This is a genomic window from Nocardiopsis sp. NPDC006938 (genome assembly GCF_042869555.1).
GTDB lineage: Bacteria > Actinomycetota > Actinomycetes > Streptosporangiales > Streptosporangiaceae > Nocardiopsis.
Window position 1 is genome coordinate 51,681 of record NZ_JBIAGA010000017.1, and the last position, 13,858, is coordinate 65,538.

The 13,858-nt window shown below is 72.3% G+C and carries 11 protein-coding genes and 4 tRNA genes; 10 read left to right on the forward strand and 5 right to left on the reverse strand.

Going from position 1 to position 13,858, the window contains the following annotated elements; all coding sequences use genetic code 11:
- Window positions 1-49: 49 nt before the first annotated feature.
- From ACFYL4_RS22430 to ACFYL4_RS22440, 3 genes are all read left to right on the forward strand, one after another.
- A tRNA-Glu gene (locus ACFYL4_RS22430) sits at window positions 50-122 on the forward strand.
- 89 nt (window positions 123-211) lie between these two features.
- Window positions 212-286, forward strand: a tRNA-Asp gene (locus ACFYL4_RS22435).
- A gap of 28 nt (window positions 287-314) precedes the next feature.
- Window positions 315-388, forward strand: a tRNA-Phe gene (locus ACFYL4_RS22440).
- 88 nt (window positions 389-476) lie between these two features.
- Here ACFYL4_RS22440 and ACFYL4_RS22445 read toward each other — a convergent pair.
- Window positions 477-1,403 (reverse strand): PP2C family protein-serine/threonine phosphatase, encoded by a 927-nt coding sequence (locus ACFYL4_RS22445; protein ID WP_387520638.1) that lies wholly within the window; start codon window positions 1,401-1,403, stop codon window positions 477-479.
- Window positions 1,404-1,595: 192 nt separating this feature from the next.
- Between ACFYL4_RS22445 and ACFYL4_RS22450 the strand changes: the two genes are divergently transcribed.
- Together ACFYL4_RS22450 and ACFYL4_RS22455 are read left to right on the forward strand one after the other, a co-directional pair.
- A complete protein-coding gene (locus ACFYL4_RS22450) occupies window positions 1,596-2,168 on the forward strand; it encodes a hypothetical protein (RefSeq protein WP_387520641.1) in 573 nt (190 codons plus the stop codon).
- A 70-nt stretch (window positions 2,169-2,238) separates the two neighbouring features.
- Window positions 2,239-3,039 (forward strand): alpha/beta fold hydrolase, encoded by an 801-nt coding sequence (locus ACFYL4_RS22455; RefSeq protein WP_357760243.1) that lies wholly within the window; start codon window positions 2,239-2,241, stop codon window positions 3,037-3,039.
- Between the two features lie 35 nt (window positions 3,040-3,074).
- On the opposite strand, the gene ACFYL4_RS22460 is transcribed toward ACFYL4_RS22455, so the two are convergent.
- The 3 genes from ACFYL4_RS22460 to ACFYL4_RS22470 all read right to left on the reverse strand — a co-directional run bounded on the left by ACFYL4_RS22460 (window position 3,075) and on the right by ACFYL4_RS22470 (window position 5,003).
- Entirely contained in the window at window positions 3,075-3,800 is a 726-nt protein-coding gene (locus ACFYL4_RS22460) for a hypothetical protein (RefSeq protein ID WP_387520644.1), read from the reverse strand.
- Window positions 3,801-3,924: 124 nt separating this feature from the next.
- Window positions 3,925-4,578 carry a phosphotransferase gene (locus ACFYL4_RS22465; RefSeq protein ID WP_387520647.1) on the reverse strand — a complete coding sequence of 218 codons (654 nt, stop codon included), beginning with the start codon at window positions 4,576-4,578 and terminating at the stop codon, window positions 3,925-3,927.
- A 17-nt stretch (window positions 4,579-4,595) separates the two neighbouring features.
- Complete coding sequence (locus tag ACFYL4_RS22470; protein ID WP_387520650.1) at window positions 4,596-5,003, reverse strand: RNA-binding S4 domain-containing protein; 408 nt, start codon at window positions 5,001-5,003, stop codon at window positions 4,596-4,598.
- Window positions 5,004-5,102: 99 nt separating this feature from the next.
- On the opposite strand from ACFYL4_RS22470, the gene ACFYL4_RS22475 reads away from it, so the two are divergent.
- Window positions 5,103-5,177, forward strand: a tRNA-Asp gene (locus ACFYL4_RS22475).
- 67 nt (window positions 5,178-5,244) lie between these two features.
- Entirely contained in the window at window positions 5,245-5,976 is a 732-nt protein-coding gene (locus ACFYL4_RS22480; RefSeq protein WP_387520652.1) for an rRNA methyltransferase, read from the forward strand.
- 193 nt (window positions 5,977-6,169) lie between these two features.
- On the opposite strand, the gene ACFYL4_RS22485 is transcribed toward ACFYL4_RS22480, so the two are convergent.
- Window positions 6,170-7,363 (reverse strand): nitrate/nitrite transporter, encoded by a 1,194-nt coding sequence (locus tag ACFYL4_RS22485; RefSeq protein ID WP_387520655.1) that lies wholly within the window; start codon window positions 7,361-7,363, stop codon window positions 6,170-6,172.
- Between the two features lie 162 nt (window positions 7,364-7,525).
- On the opposite strand from ACFYL4_RS22485, the gene ACFYL4_RS22490 reads away from it, so the two are divergent.
- Genes ACFYL4_RS22490 through narJ form a run of 3 tightly spaced genes read left to right on the forward strand, consistent with a single transcriptional unit; the run spans window position 7,526 to window position 13,820 of the window.
- Entirely contained in the window at window positions 7,526-11,209 is a 3,684-nt protein-coding gene (locus tag ACFYL4_RS22490; protein WP_387520657.1) for a nitrate reductase subunit alpha, read from the forward strand.
- Window positions 11,209-12,996, forward strand: a complete 1,788-nt coding sequence (gene narH / locus ACFYL4_RS22495) for a nitrate reductase subunit beta (protein ID WP_387520660.1) — start codon at window positions 11,209-11,211, stop codon at window positions 12,994-12,996. Before ACFYL4_RS22490 ends, narH begins: the two co-directional genes overlap by 1 nt.
- Entirely contained in the window at window positions 12,993-13,820 is an 828-nt protein-coding gene (gene narJ, locus ACFYL4_RS22500) for a nitrate reductase molybdenum cofactor assembly chaperone (protein ID WP_387520662.1), read from the forward strand. The genes narH and narJ overlap by 4 nt, the downstream gene beginning before the upstream one ends.
- Window positions 13,821-13,858 lie beyond the last annotated feature (38 nt).

Here is a 13,858-nt window from a genome sequence, read left to right on the forward strand (position 1 = left end):
CGCTTTGGCGTTGGTGGGAATCTCCCCTATGCTTAGGCTGTCTACACGGGCCCCCATCGTCTAGCGGCCTAGGACGCCGCCCTTTCAAGGCGGTAGCGCGGGTTCGAATCCCGTTGGGGGTACGAAGCGGTCAGAGCACTGCCGGGCGTCTGGCAGAATGAGAACCGCAGCGACACACGGGGCCGCGAGGCCCGGTGTGACAACAGAACAAGGTCCTGTGGAGCAGTTAGGAGTGCTCGCCACCCTGTCAAGGTGGAGGCCGCGGGTTCAAATCCCGTCAGGACCGCGTGCGTCGCCGAGGGAATCGGCGCCGCGGCTAGGTAGCTCAGTTGGTACGAGCGTCCGCCTGAAAAGCGGAAGGTCGGCGGTTCGACCCCGCCCCTAGCCACATCCAGAAACGCCCGGAAGCCCCAAGGCTCCGGGCGTTCGTCGTGCACGGGACCCCCGGGCCCGGCGGGGCTGGGGGAGCCGCCTCGTCACCAGGTGACGCCGTGCCAGCTCACGTGGTGGTCCGTGTGGTCGGAGTCCTTCGTGCACCAGTACGTGGTGCCGTCGCGCAGCAGGAAGTCGTCGCAGGCGATCCCCGCCGCGCGGTCCTCGGCCAGCGCGTGCAGGAGCCGTTCCGGGCTCTCCGGGGAGGGGTCGCCGAACCCCGGCTCCCCGAAGCTCTCCAGACCGTCCAGGAGGCGTCCCTGGCGGGTCCGGGCGGCGGGCGTGGCCCGGGGTTGCGACCGGATCACCAGGGCCGTCGCGTTGTCGGTGCTCTCCGCCTCGCGCGCCGCGTCCACCAGCACCCGCACCAGGGTCCCGGGGTCGTGCGCGTGGTCGGCCACGAGCTCCGCCAGGAGCCGCTCGTCCACGTAGTCGTGGATGCCGTCGCACGTGAACAGGGTGAGGTCGGCTGCGGGCACGGTGGCGGTGCCCACGTCCTCGCGGCCCGCCGTCGCCACGGACGTGGTGACGGTGTGGTCGCAGGTGCGGGCGAGGTCGTCCGACGCCCACCGGTCGCGCAGCTCCTGTCCGTGGGTGTGGTCCCGTGTGTGTTGGCGCAGACCCTCGCAGGGGCTCCAGGTCCACACCCGGCAGTCGCCCACCCAGGCGATGTCGACGGGGTCGTCGGGCGCGTCCTGGCGGGCGTGGGCCATCACACAGTCCGTTCCGGGGTACACGCGGATGATCGCGCGGGCGGCGGCCAGGACGGCGTCGGCGGCCTCCCCCGGGGCGGCGGTGGCGGTGTCGGCGGCTAGCTGCGCGGCCCTGGCGGTGTCGGGATGGTCGCCGAACCCGTCGGCCACGGCGGCCCGCCAACCTTCGGACGCGGATTCGATCCGGTGGGCGCAGGCGTCCTGCTGGGTCGGTCGGGGCCCCTGGTCGGTGTCGGTGGCGATGACGGGGGCACTCATGCGCGCTCCTTCAACCGGTTCGGGTGGACCTCACCCAAGGACGATGGGACCTGGGGAGATGCTCACCGACCGGGGTTTGGTTCGCGGAGGAAGGTCACGAACGGGTGAGGGCGGTCCCGAACGGGGTGAACCAGCGCGCCAGGGGCGGGGTCCCATGTGCTGTTCCCCGTCCCCCATCCCGGGAGATCCACGATGACGCATCGCCCCGCCGAACAGCCCAGCGAGACGGCGGCGCTCCGCAAGCGCCTGAACCGTCTGGAGGCCGAGTTCGACAAACACACCCTGCAGGAGGCGCGGGCCCGAGCCGTGACCGCGGGACTGTCGAGCGGCGCCGTCGCCCTGTTCCTCTCGATGTCCCTGCCGTGGGTGCGGAGCGGGACCGAAGCCAGGTACAGCGCGAGAACCGACGCTCCGACAGGGGACTGGTGGAAGTCGGACTCGTCTCTCTGGCTCGGCGGGGACCAGTCCGTCGCCACGGGGTGGGAGCTCTTCGGAGCCGGAGTGATGCCGCTGTTCTTCTTCTCCGTGGCCGTGCTGGGGGTGCTGGCGGTGCTCGGACTGTTCGTCGAGGCACGGGGTCTCTCGTTGTCCACGGCCTGGTTCTCCGTGGTACCCGTGCTGCTGGCGCCGGTTACCTGGCCCGTCTACGCCCGGACCACCTCTATGGAGGCCGGGCCGGGGGTGACGGTGGCCCTTGTCGCCTGCCTGGTGGTGGCGGTGGCCGCCTATCGGGCCAGCCACGACGGCCAGACCCGGTCCGTTTAGGTCCCCCGTCCGTGGCACGCTCCGTGAACCGGCCCGACCGCGCCGGGAATGTCGGGTAGTGTCCGTTGACGTGAACCACGCGACCGCCGCAGACGCAACCCTGATCTGGTACGACGTCCACGGTGCGGGGGACCCCCTGGTACTGATCCACGGGCAGTCCCTCGACCACGAGATGTGGGACGGGGTGTACGAGGACCTCGCCGAGCGCCACCGTGTGGTGCGGGTGGACCTCCGGGGTACCGGGGGCAGCGACGCACCGGTGGACCGGGCGTACACCATGGAGCTCCTGGCCGGAGACGTGCTCGCCGTCCTGGACGACCTCGGGGTCGGGCGCGCGCACGTCTACGGGTTCTCGATGGGCGGCAAGGTCGCCCAGACCCTCGCCGCGACCGCCCCGGAGCGGGTCGGCGCCCTGGTGCTCGGCGCCACCGCCCCCGGCGGGGCGCACGAGGTGGAGCGCCCCGAGCACGCCTCGCTCGCGTTGCGCAGGGCCAGCGGGGAGGAGGGGCGGGCGTTGATCGGACCGCTGTTCTACTCGCCGGAGTGGGCGGGGGAGCACCCCGAGTCGGTGACCCGTATCCTGCCGCGCAACCCGTTGCGCGCGCAGCGCCGCCACTACGAGGCGAGCCTGAAGCACGACGGCTGGGACCTGCTGCCCCGGGTGCAGGCGCCGACCCTGGTGGTGCACGGTGAGGACGACGAGCTCACTCCGGTGGGCAACGCCGAGCTGATCGCCGCGCGTGTTCCCGGGGCGGAGCTGCTGGTGCTGCCCGGCGCCCGCCACGGCTACCTGCACGAGGCCGCGCCCAAGGCCACCGAGGCCGTCCTGGAGTTCCTGGCCGCTCACCCTCTGGAGGACGGCGGCCTCTGACCCGCTCCGCCGAGTGAGGGTCAGGGCCACGAGGGTCACGGTTCAGGGGCCGGGGGTGGTTCGGACCCGTGGGGTCCCCCGCTTCGCCGCGCCCTCAGGATGACGCCGACGGACTCCTGCGTCGGCTCCAGCCCGAGAATGCGCAGTGCCGCCATCACACGCAGGTTGTCGCCCTGCCCCGGGTCGTTGAGGGACTCCGTGATGTCCATGACGCGGTCGATCGCCTCCTCCAGCCTCAGTTCGTCGTGGACCTTCCGGGCCTGCTCGGCGAGGTGTTTGCGGGACCGGTGCGCGTGGAGGGCCAGGGCCGTCCCCAGGGCCAGCACGGAGCCGCCCGTGACACCGGAGGCGAGCATGGCGGGCGCGGAACCGGTGTCGGCCGAGGTGATCAGGGGGAGAAGCAGGCCCAGTACGACACCGAGCCCGATGACCAGGGCGCCGGTCCCCATGACGACCATGCTCATCCGGAACGAGTCGTTCGCGTGGCGCAGCGCCTGTTCGTTGACACTGACCAGGAAGTCCTGGGCACGGCGCCGCCGGTCCGGGGGTGGTTGACCGGGCATGGCGAGGCTCGGTCCGTAGCTGAAGTAGACGTTTCCGTGCACGTCGCCCACGCTGGTCTGTGCGAAGGTGCCCGACCCGTCTCGTACGCGGGGCGCCCGCTCGGGACCCGACGCGGTCGTGTCCGGGGCGGGTGCGGCGGGCGGGCGGTGGGAGGGGAGGTTCTCCGGGGGGTGTTCGGGAGGATCTTGTCTGTCCACGGCTCCTGGCTTCCGAAGGGAGTCCTTCTCATCCTGACTCAGGGACCCGGGTGACACCAGGCCTTTCCGAGCGGATGGACGCCACGGCGCGGGCGAGGTGGTGGCGGGCGACCGGGTCCTTCGCTCAGGCGCGTACCGGAACCGCCCGGACGAGGGCGGCGGCCCGGGGCAGCCGGGCGACCTCCTCCGCGGTCAGGTGCGGGTCGTCCGCGCGCAGGGCGACGGCCGCGTCGACGAACCTCCCGGGCCTGCCGCCGGTGTGCCGGACGTAGGGGGCCAGACACGCCTCGGCCAGGGGAGCGAGGTCGGGCGGTCCGCACAGCCCGGTCAGCGCCAGCAGGAGCGCGGTGACGGCCAGGTCCAGCCCCGGGTCGCCCTCACGCGCGTTGGTCCAGTCCACGACCATCGGGCCCCGACGGGTGAGGATCACGTTGCCGGGGTGCAGGTCCAGGTGCAGCAGGCGGCCGCCGGACCCTTTGGGGACCGCGTGCAGGCGCCCGTGGAGCCGTGCCAGCTCCCTGCCGGTCTCCTCGGGGGTGAGGCGCTCCTCCGACGCGGCGTCGAGCATCGTGGGCCCGTGCAGCCGCTCCATCTCCAGTTCGCCGTGGACGGCCCGGTACACCCTGGGCACGGGGTAGCCGTCGTCCGCGGCGCGGGCCATGGCGGCGGCCTCGGCGGTGGTGTCGCGCGCGTGGCGGTAGCGGCGCAGCACCCGGGCGCCGTCCAGGGCGAACACCTCGGCGTCGCGCCCGGAGGCCAGGGGGACGGGGGTGGTCACCGGGCCTCCTGTGGTTCTCAGGCCTGGGGCGGGAACTCCGTGCGGAGCCGGTCCAGCTGCCGGCGGTCCCGCTTGGTGGGCCGTCCCGCGCCCCGGTCCCGGCGAATCACCGGTGCGGTCGCCTGGGTCGGCTGCGCGGGGGTGCGGTCCACGTAGCAGCGGACGGCGACGGGGGCGCCGACCCTCTTCGCGATGACGTGGCTCACGTCGACCACGCGGGTGGTGCCGTGCAGGCGCACCCTGACCTGGTCGCCGACCGTCACCGCCGTGGCGGGTTTGGCCGGGCGGTCGTTGACGCGCACGTGCCCGCCCCGGCAGGCCTGGGCGGCGTCGGCCCGGGTCTTGGTGAGGCGTACCGCCCACAGCCAACGGTCGACCCGTGTGGAGTCGGGGCCGGAGGGCAGGGGGGCGGACGAGTCGCTCACGCGGGGGTCCTCTCACGGGTTCGGGTGCGTCGTGAGCCACTCTAGGTCGCTTCCGGTACGAAGTGCTCCGAAGTCGCGCTACAGTTGTTCTTGCAACGAGGTCCTGTGGAGCAGTTAGGAGTGCTCGCCACCCTGTCAAGGTGGAGGCCGCGGGTTCAAATCCCGTCAGGACCGCATCATCGAAGGCCCGGTGTCCCCGACACCGGGCCTTCGGCGTTGTCGCGTGACAGGGGAGACGGTTGTGAGTTACCGGTATGCCACGGAGCGTGCGGACCACTCGGCTTTGGCCAGCGGACAGGTGCTGCGGTCCGCGCCCGGATACCCCGGTTTTCCGGTGCGGTTGGCGAGCGAACTCCTCCAACGGGCGATGGTGCACGTGGAGGGCGACCGGGTCCGCCTGTGGGACCCCTGCTGCGGCAGCGGGTACCTGGCGGCGGTGCTCGGGCTCCTCCACCGCGAACACCTCACGCACGTGCGCGCCACGGACGTGGACGGGGACGCGGTGGCCATCGCCGCCCGCAACCTGGAGCTGTTGACCGCCGAGGGGCTGGCCGAGCGGGAGCGGGAGCTGCGCCGGTCGGCCCGCGACTTCGGCCGGGTGGCGTTCGTGGAACGCGCCGAGGCCGCGCGGGACCTGGCCGCCGGGCTGGCCGCCACGGGCGGAGACCTCCCGCACGAGGCCGGTGTGGCCGACGTCTTCACGCTGACCGACCCGGTGGACGCCGACCTCGTGGTCACCGACGTCCCCTACGGGGAGATGACGCACTGGGAGGGCAGCGTCCCCGAGGGCGACCCGATCCGGGCGCTGCTCGCCTCGATGGGTCGGGTCCTGCCGCGCCACGCGGTGGCGGTCGTGGCGGCGCGGACCCGGCGGGTGCCGCTGCCGGAGGGGGTGCGGGCGTTGGAGCGCGTGAGGGTCGGCAACCGGTCGGCGGTGCTGGTCCGTGCCAGGGACCTCGCCGCCGCGCTGTGAACCATGGGGGCGGGGCCGTCCACAGCCTGTGGACGGCCCGTGCCACCCGCACGGAGGGCCGACCCGGACACGGACTTCCCTGACACGGGCGCCCCGAGCGCCCCTGACACGGACTTCCCTGACACGGGCGCCCCGAGCGCCCCTGACACGGACTTCCCTGACACGGGCGTCCCGGACGACCGCCCGCCCACGCTCAGGTGACGTCGCGGAAGGCCTTGGTCGTGTACAGCGCCACGACCAGAGCGATCACGGCCAGGAGGACGAACCCCAGCGTGTAGGCCCCGGTGGCCTGGTACACCACGCCCATGAGCAGCGGCGGGAAGTAGCCGCCCAGCCCTCCGGCGGCGCCCACCAGACCGGTGAGCGTGCCCACCCGGGACGGGTCGACCAACTTAGCGACGAGGGCGAACACCGCACCGGTGCCCAGGCCCAGGGTGAGCGCGATCAGGACGAACGACAGCCCGGCCGGGAACTCCGCCGGCGGGTGCAGGGCGAGGACCACGGCGAAGACGCAGGTGCCGAAGAACGAGATGAGGCAGACCCGCACCGGACCGATCCGGTCCGACAGGATGCCGCCGACCGGGCGGGCGATCACGGCCGCCACCGCGAACCCGGCGGTGCGCATGCCCGCGTCGGTCTGGGCGTAGTCGTAGGCGGTGGTCAGTAGGGTCGGCAGATAGGTCGAGAAGGCCACGAAGCCGCCGAAGACCAGCGCGTACAGCGCCGAGGCCTGCCAGGTCGCCTTCAGGGCGAGCGCCTCGCGCATCCGCGGCAGGGCGGGCTCGGTCCGGGGCGTCCACCCCGGCGCGTCGCGGGCGAGGAGCCACATGACGGCCGCCATCACCGCGAGGGCCGCGCACATGAGCAGGTGGGTGGTGAGCACGCCCGTCGCCTCGACCAGGCGGGGGGTGAGGAAGGCGGACATCGCGGTGCCGCCCATGCCCGCGCCGAACACGCCGGTGGCGAACCCGCGCCGGTTCGCCTGGTACCAGGCGTTGACGAACGGGATGCCGATCGCGAACGAGGTGCCCGCGATTCCCAGGAAGAACCCCCAGAGCAGCAGCATCGGGTAGGAGTTCGCGGACAGCCCGACCAGCAGGGTCGGCACGATGCTCAGCAGGCTCACGGCCGTGAACATCACCCGCCCGCCGTAGCGGTCGGTCAGCGTGCCCACCGGAATGCGCCCCAGCGAACCCACCAGCACGGGGAAGGCCACCAGGATCGAGGTCTGGGTGGGGGTGAGTCCCAGGTCCTCGCTGTAGCTCCGTGACAGCGGGCCGATGAGGTTCCAGGCCCAGAAGGTCAGCGCGAACGCCGCCGTGGCCAGGGCGAGGTTGCCGCCCGCGGTCCCGGAGCGGGTCGTCCGCTCCCCAACTTCCGCACGCATGAGGGCTCCTTCGTCGGTCGGTCTGCGCCGATTGTCACCCCCAGCGGTGTGGGAAACGTGACATCCGTGCCGGAGCAGGCATATTCATTAACGGAATGTGGTCGGGGTCGGGCTTTTTTCCTGCCCTTCGGGTAACGGGCGGGCAAACGAGGTGTATTCCTTATGGCGGCACGGAGCAAAAGTACGGGGGCCGGGGACGGTCTTCTCCGGCTGGGAAACTACCTGACCCGTTCGGAGCCGCTGGACGGGAACCGTGCCCAGGTCAGACATGGTGGACGTGAGGGTGACGTCTTCTACCGCGACCGCTGGAGCCACGACCGCGTGGTGCGTTCCACGCACGGCGTGAACTGCACCGGCTCCTGTTCCTGGGATGTTTATGTCAAAGACGGAATCATCACCTGGGAAACCCAGGCGACGGATTATCCGTCGGTCGGTCCGGACCGTCCCGAGTACGAACCCCGGGGTTGTCCTCGCGGTGCCGCCTTTTCCTGGTACACGTATTCGCCCACCCGGGTGCGCTACCCGTACGCGCGCGGCGTGCTGGTCGAGATGTACCGGGAGGCGCGGGAGCGTCTGGGCGACCCGGTCCTGGCGTGGGAGGAGATCACCACCGACCCCGAGAAGCGGCGCCGCTACCAGCGCGCCCGGGGCAAAGGCGGCCTGGTCCGCACGACCTGGGAGGAGGCGCTGGAGATCGCGGCCGCCGCGCACGTCCTCACGATCCGCGAGTACGGCCCGGACCGGATCGCTGGTTTCTCGCCCATCCCGGCCATGTCGATGGTGTCCCACGGCGTGGGGGCCCGCTTCGTCAACCTGATCGGCGGCTCCATGCTGTCGTTCTATGACTGGTACGCCGACCTCCCGGTGGCCTCTCCGCAGGTGTTCGGCGACCAGACGGACGTACCCGAGTCCGGCGACTGGTGGGACGCCGCCTACCTCGTGCTGTGGGGCTCCAACGTCCCGGTGACCCGGACGCCGGACGCCCACTGGATGGCCGAGGCCCGCTACCGGGGGCAGAAGGTCGTGGTGGTCGCCCCCGACTTCAACGACGCGGCCAAGTTCGCCGACGAGTGGCTGGCGCCGCACCCGGGTACGGACGGCGCGCTGGCCATGGCCATGGGTCACGTGATCCTGCGGGAGCGCTTCGTCGAACGGCCCACCCCGCGTTTCACCGAGTACGCGCGCTCCTACACCGACCTGCCCTTCCTGGTGTCCCTGGACCGGCGGGACGGCCGGTTCGTGCCCGGCAAGTTCCTCACCGCCGCCGACCTCCCCGGCGGCACAGAGGAGGCCAACCCCGAGTGGAAGCCCGTGTTCTGGCCGGAAGGGGAGGACGGGCCGGTCGCCCCCAACGGCACGGTCGGCCACCGCTGGGGCGAGGACGGCGAGGGGAAGTGGAACCTCGACCTGGAGGGCAGGGTCCCCGAACTCACCTTCTACGCCGAGGGCGCCGAGGCCGCCGAGGTCGCCCTCCCCAGGTTCGACACCCCCGACGGCTCGGCCGAGGTCGACGTCCGGGGCGTCCCGGTGCGCAGGGTCGGCGACCGGCTGGTCACCACCGTGTTCGACCTGGTCCTGGCCCAGTACGGGGTGTCGCGCCCGGGTCTGCCCGGGGTGTGGCCCGCGGGGTACGACGACCCGGACGCGGCCTGCACCCCGGCCTGGCAGGAGACGCTGACCTCCGTGCCCGCCGACCGGGCGGTGCGGATCGCCCGCGAGTTCGCCGACACGGCCGAGGCCAGCGGGGGCCGGGCCATGATCGTCCTGGGCGCGGGGACCAACCAGTGGTTCCACGGGGAGAACGCCTACCGGGCCTTCCTGTCGCTGCTGCTGCTCACCGGCTGCCAGGGGGTCAACGGCGGCGGCTGGGCGCACTACGTGGGCCAGGAGAAGTGCCGCACCGCCACCGGGTGGGCCGCCTACGCCTCGGGGATGGACTGGTCGCGGCCGCCGCGCTTCATGGCCGGGACGGCCTACTGGTACTCCCACACCGACCAGTGGCGCTACGACACCTACCGTGCCGACGCCCTGATGTCGCCGCTCGGCCCCGGCCGGGTCCGGGGGCAGCACACCGCCGACCTGGTGGCGGCCTCCGCCCGCATGGGGTGGATGCCGTCCTACCCGACCTTCAACCGCAACCCGATCCAGCTCGGCAAGGAGGCGGCCGAGCGCGACCGGGACCCCGCCGAGTACGTGGCCGACCAGCTCCAGGACGGCACTCTGCGGTTCGCCGCCGAGGACCCGGACGACCCGAAGAACTGGCCGCGTACCCTCACGCTGTGGCGGTCCAACCTGTTCGGCTCCTCCGCCAAGGGCAACGAGTACTTCCTCAAGCACCTGCTGGGCACGCACTCCAACCTCCAGTCGGAGCCGGCGGGGCCCGACGACCGCCCCGAGGACGTCACCTGGCGGGACGAGGCCCCCGAGGGCAAACTCGACCTGCTGCTCACCCTGGACTTCCGGATGACCAGCTCCACGCTGCTCTCCGACATCGTGCTGCCCGCGGCCACCTGGTACGAGAAGCACGACCTGTCGACCACGGACATGCACCCCTACGTGCACGCCTTCAACCCGGCGATCGACCCGCCGTGGGAGACCCGCACCGACTTCGACACCTTCCACGCGCTGGCGAAGGTGTTCAGCGCGCTGGCCGCCGACCACCTCGGGGAGGTCACCGACCTGGTGGCGGTGCCCCACCAGCACGACACCGAGGGCGAGCTGGCCCAGCCGCGCGGGGTGCCCTTCGACTGGAAGGCGGAGGGGGAGCGGCCGGTCCCGGGCAAGACCATGCCGGGCATCGTCCCGGTGCGCCGCAACTACTCGGCGGTGGCCCAGAAGCTCGCGGCGCTGGGACCGCTGGCCGAGGGGAAGGGGCTTCCGGTGAAGGGGGTCTCCTTCACCCCCGACGAGGAGGTCGAGTGGCTGCGCCAGCGCAACGGCGCCGTGCGCGGCGGGGTCGCGGACGGCCGTCCGTCCCTGGACACCGACGTCAAGGCCTGCGAGACGATCCTCGCGCTGTCCGGCACCAGTAACGGGCGCCTGGCCGCGCAGGGGTTCGAGCGGCTGGCCGCGCGCACCGGCACCGACATGGACGAGCTGATCCACCACGCGGCCGAGCGCAGGGTGGTCTTCGACGACGCCCGGCGCGGGCCGACACCGGTGGGTTCCAGCCCGGAGTGGTCGGGCAAGGAGGCCGCCGACCGCCGGTACTCGCCCTTCACCATCAACGTCGAGCACGACAAGCCCTGGCACACCCTCACCGGCCGCCAGCACTTCTACCTGGACCACGACTGGATGCACGAGTTCGGGGAGGCCCTGCCGGTCTACCGGCCGCCGCTGGACATGGGCCGCCTCTTCGGGGAACCCAGGATCGGTCCGACCGGGCAGCGTGAGGTGGTGGTGCGCTACCTGACCCCGCACTCCAAGTGGTCGATCCACTCCGAGTACCAGGACAACCTCCTCATGCAGACCCTGTCCCGGGGAGGGCCCACGATCTGGATGAGCGTGGCCGACGCCGAGGCGATCGGGGCCGTCGACAACGACTGGGTCGAGGCGGTCAACCGCAACGGGGTGGTCGCCGCCCGCCTGGTGGTCTCGCACCGTATGCCGACCGGGACCGTGTACATGCACCACGCCCAGGAGCGCACCATCGACGTGCCCAGGACCGAGACCACGGGGCGGCGCGGCGGCATCCACAACTCACTCACCCGCCTGATGGTCAAGCCGACCCACCTGATCGGCGGTTACGCGCAGCTCACCTACGCCTTCAACTACCTCGGCCCGACGGGGAACCAGCGCGACGAGGTCACGGTCGTGCGCAAGCGGACCACGGAGGTGCGTTACTGATGACGGAGCGGAGCCCGGACCGGGCGGGCGGCGCGACCAGGGGGTCGGGGGAGCGGCTGATCGGACGGGTCATGGCGCAGGTCGCCATGGTCATGAACCTCGACAAGTGCATCGGGTGCCACACCTGCTCGGTCACCTGCAAGCAGGCGTGGACCAACCGCGGCGGTGTCGAGTACGCGTGGTTCAACAACGTCGAGACCCGCCCCGGCCAGGGGTACCCGCGCACCTACCAGGACCAGGAGCGGTGGAGGGGCGGCTGGGTCCGGCGTCCGGACGGCAGGCTCGTGCCGCGCGCGGGCGGTCGGATCAAACGGTTGGCGACCATCTTCGCCAACCCGGTCATGCCCTCGATCCAGGACTACTACGAGCCCTGGACCTACGACTACGAGACCCTCACGAACGCGCCGCTGGGCGACGACTTCCCCGTGGCCAGCCCGCGTTCGGCGCTCACCGGCAAGCCGATGCGGGTGAGCTGGAGCGCGAACTGGGACGACGACCTGGGCGGCGGCCCCGAACTGGCCTCCCAGGACCCGATCGTGCGCAGGCTCGGGGACCGGGTGAAGCTCTCCTTCGAGGAGACCTTCATGTTCTACCTGCCGCGCATCTGCGAGCACTGCCTCAACCCCACGTGTGTGGCGGCGTGCCCGAGCGGAGCGCTCTACAAGCGGGTCGAGGACGGCATCGTGCTGGTGGACCAGGACCGCTGCCGGGGCTGGCGCATGTGTGTGACGGCCTGCCCGTACAAGAAGATCTACTTCAACCACAAGACCGGCAAGGCCGAGAAGTGCACGTTCTGCTATCCGCGTGTGGAGGTGGGCATGCCCACCATCTGCTCGGAGACGTGTGTGGGGCGCCTGCGGTACCTCGGGGTCGTGCTCTACGACGCCGATCGGGTGGGCGAGGCGGCCTCCGTGGAGGACGAGAGGGACCTGTACGAGGCGCAGCTCGACGTGTTCCTCGACCCGGCGGACCCGGCCGTGCGCGCGGCCGCCCGCCGCGACGGCATCCCCGACCGCTGGGTGGAGTCGGCCGACCGGTCGCCGATCCTGGCCCTGGCCAAGCGCTTCCGGGTGGCGCTGCCGCTGCACCCGGAGTTCCGCACGATGCCGATGGTCTGGTACGTGCCGCCGCTGTCGCCGGTGGTGGACGCGCTCACCACGACCGGGCACGACGGCGAGGAGGCCGACCACCTGTTCGGGGCGATCGACGCCCTGCGCATCCCGGTCGAGTACCTCGCGGAGCTGTTCACGGCGGGGGACACCGGGCCCGTCGACCTGGTGCTGCGCAGGCTCGCGGCCATGCGCTCGTACATGCGCCGGATCAACCTGGGCCAGGAGCGCGACGAGTCCGTCGCCGAGGCGGTGGGGATGACCGGAGCCGAGATCGAGGACATGTACCGGCTGCTGGCCCTGGCCAAGTACGACGAACGCTACGTGGTGCCCACGGCGTTCGGCGTGGACGAGAGCGACCGGGGGGTCATCGAGGAGGTCGGGTGCGACCTCGACTTCGAGGGCGGCCCCGGCATGGGCGGGATGGGTCAGGTGCCCTTCGGGGAGGCCTCGGGGCGCCCGGACGCGGCCACCGTGGAGACCTTCCACGCCCTGCGCGACCGGCAGACCGGTGAGGGCGGCGCCTCCGGGCGGTCCGCCACGGACGGCCGCGTGAACCTTCTGAACTGGGACGGCAACGGCCGTCCGAGTGGGCTCTTCCCACCCCGGCGGGGTGGCGGTAGCGACGGCGGCGACCGGGGCGCGGGCCCCGGACCGCGTGAGGGGGATCGACCATGAGCACCGACACGAACGGCACGGGCGCGGCGTCCGGCGAGGGCGCGGGCTTCCCGGGGGCCGCCTCCGGGGGCGCGCGGGAGGCGACCGATCCGCGCGTGGTGGTTCCGAGCCAGGACGGCCGGGACCCGGACGGTCCGGGGCGGGCCGGCTGGCTCGGCGCGGGCCGGGCCGAACGCAGGGCGCACGCGCTGGCGGTGACCCACCAGGCGGCGTCGGTCCTGTTGGGCTATCCGGACGCGCTGTTCTTCGAGCGGCTCCCGCTGGCCGCGCGGGCCGCCGCGGAGCTGCCCCGGAGCCAGTCGCGCACCCTGCTGCTGGAGTTCTGCGAACACGCCTCCAGCACACCCGAGCTGGAACTGGCCGAGCACTACGTGGAGGTGTTCGACCTGCGACGCCGCCGCGCGCTGCACATGACGTACTACACGGACGGCGACACCCGGCGCCGGGGCCACGCGCTGGCCGAGATCAAACGGGTGTACGCCGAGTCGGGGTGGCGGGTGCACGCGCGCGAGCTGCCCGACCACCTGGCGGTGATGCTGGAGTTCGCGGCCCGGGGGGACGCCGACGCCGGGCAGGAGCTGCTGGTGGACTTCCGGGCGGGGCTGGACCTGTTGTCGCGGTCCCTGGGGGAGCACGGTACGCCGTACGCGCGGGTGGTCGACGCGGTCCGGTCCACGCTGCCCTCGCCTCGGCGCGCGGACGAGGAGCGCGTGCGCCGCCTGGCGCGGGAGGGGCCGCCCGCCGAGGACGTGGGCATGGAGCCCTACGGCGCGCGCCCGAGGATGCCGCTGCCGTTGACCGACGTCACGAGGAGGCCGCGGTGAACCGCGTCGCGGCCGTGAGCGGCGGGGCGGGCGGTGGC

Excerpts from the sequence above, each read along its gene's own strand:
- ACFYL4_RS22445 (WP_387520638.1), bottom strand. The coding sequence starts at position 1,403 with ATGAGTGCCCCCGTCATCGCCACCGACACCGACCAGGGGCCCCGACCG.
- ACFYL4_RS22450 (WP_387520641.1), top strand. The coding sequence starts at position 1,596 with ATGACGCATCGCCCCGCCGAACAGCCCAGCGAGACGGCGGCGCTCCGC.
- ACFYL4_RS22485 (WP_387520655.1), bottom strand. The coding sequence starts at position 7,363 with ATGCGTGCGGAAGTTGGGGAGCGGACGACCCGCTCCGGGACCGCGGGC.
- ACFYL4_RS22490 (WP_387520657.1), top strand. The coding sequence starts at position 7,526 with ATGGCGGCACGGAGCAAAAGTACGGGGGCCGGGGACGGTCTTCTCCGG.
- narH (WP_387520660.1), top strand. The coding sequence starts at position 11,209 with ATGACGGAGCGGAGCCCGGACCGGGCGGGCGGCGCGACCAGGGGGTCG.
- narJ (WP_387520662.1), top strand. The coding sequence starts at position 12,993 with ATGAGCACCGACACGAACGGCACGGGCGCGGCGTCCGGCGAGGGCGCG.